The sequence below is a fragment of the Psychromonas hadalis ATCC BAA-638 genome, from assembly GCF_000420245.1.
GTDB classification, from domain to species: Bacteria; Pseudomonadota; Gammaproteobacteria; order Enterobacterales; family Psychromonadaceae; genus Psychromonas; species Psychromonas hadalis.
Map to the genome: position 1 here is coordinate 1 of NZ_ATUO01000315.1, position 1,630 is coordinate 1,630.

A 1,630-nucleotide genomic window follows, 5' to 3' on the forward strand; every position below is an offset into this window, starting at 1 on the left:
ACAAGACGTTTAAACGGAATAAAAACAGTTCATCATTTTTGCAAAAAAGACCGCAAAAATACTGCCCTATTTTTATCCGCTTAACGAGGCGTTATGTTTTGAGGATAATGATGAGCAATACTCACCCTGTATGGGACGTTTATGACCAGTTACGTACATCAAGGCTCAATGAAAAGTATTATGGGAAGCGTTTGCAAAAGTATGAGCAGATTAACTTCTTTTCAGAAATTGTTCTAGCCGTTACATCTTCTGCTGTAGCTGGGTTCGCGTTTTGGAATAATGATTATGGTAGCCACGTTTGGAAGGGGTTGTTAATATTATCTGCTCTAATTGCAATTTCGAAGCCTCTCCTTAATTTGACTAGAAAAATTAGATTATATGAAGAACTTTTAGCTGGCTATCGTTTATTGTCACATGATTTTAAAGACTTAAAAATTGATATTACGCAACAACAAGATTACACCGTTGCGCATCAAAAGAAATTTAAAAAAATCATAGAAAAGCAAAAAACATTAGCGACTAAGTCGCCAGAACGAACTGAAAATATAGCAGTAAAATCAGAATGTATGAAACAGGTTCTTAATGAATACCCCACAGAAATGTTCTATATACCGGAGTAGTAAAATGGCAACAAAACCATAAAAACCACAAAAAGGAAATCCTGATAAGGGAGGGAAACGTGAAGGGCATGGACAGGACTCTCAAAAGGGAACTCCTAAGAGTAATGGTGGTAATAAGCCTAATCATGTAGAGCCTGATAAACCTTGGCCTCGTCGTTAAAAAAACATAACAAGGCAATTAAACGGAACTAAAACAGTTGGCTAAGTTTCGCTTCGATCCACATTATAGCCAACAATTTTAGTCCGCTTATTGCGGCGTTATGTTCAAGGAGGTTACTTTGCAACTTTGTGAAACTTCAAAAGATTATGAGTTACTCACGCAAAAAATATACAAATCTATATTGGAGTCTGAAGGTGTCGAAAACCTTGAGGTTAAACATGACCAAAAAATAAAAGGGAAATCGGGTGTAGAGTATCAAATAGATGTTTTTTGGGAATATAAATATGCAGGAGTTAGTCATAAAGTACTTATAGAGTGTAAATATTACTCCAAAGCAATCTCATTAATACACGCTCGAAATATGTTAGGACTACTTCATGACATTCCGAATAGTCAGGGACTAATTGTTACTACGCAAGGATTTCAATCTGGAGTGATCGACTTCTGTAATCACTATGAAATTAGCCTTAAAAGAATCAGACCTCCAGAAGGTTCTGATTGGGATGGATGCATTCAGATTGTTAATATAAACGGCGAGATGTATCAAAACCAATATTTGAATTTAAGTGTCTCTTTTGATGCTAGTGATGCTGAAACAAAGAAATTCTGTGAGGCTAATGGGAACGAAATATCTTTTAATGTTTATGATTCAACGATTGAAGATTGTGGTGAAGTTTTATTTATTGGGAATTGGCTTGATAAAAATATTACCGCTAATTTAAGAGAGTGCAATGTTAAAAGAGAAGATGTAATAGAACCGTAAGCGTCTGGGTAATGGCACCTAGCTACGCTTAATATTCCATGGTAGCAACGCATCAATATCATTCGGGTTTTCAGCAATCTGCTGCAA

General features: G+C 35.8%; 2 protein-coding genes. Both read left to right on the top strand.

Translation table 11 applies throughout. The features are described from left to right. Nucleotides 1-620 (top strand): hypothetical protein (locus G322_RS0119205; RefSeq protein ID WP_211217187.1); only part of this gene is annotated, 620 nt, incomplete at its 5' end. Between the two features lie 278 nt (nucleotides 621-898). Beyond that, nucleotides 899-1,543 carry a restriction endonuclease gene (locus G322_RS22525; protein WP_051143810.1) on the top strand — a complete coding sequence of 215 codons (645 nt, stop codon included), beginning with the start codon at nucleotides 899-901 and terminating at the stop codon, nucleotides 1,541-1,543. Nucleotides 1,544-1,630 lie beyond the last annotated feature (87 nt).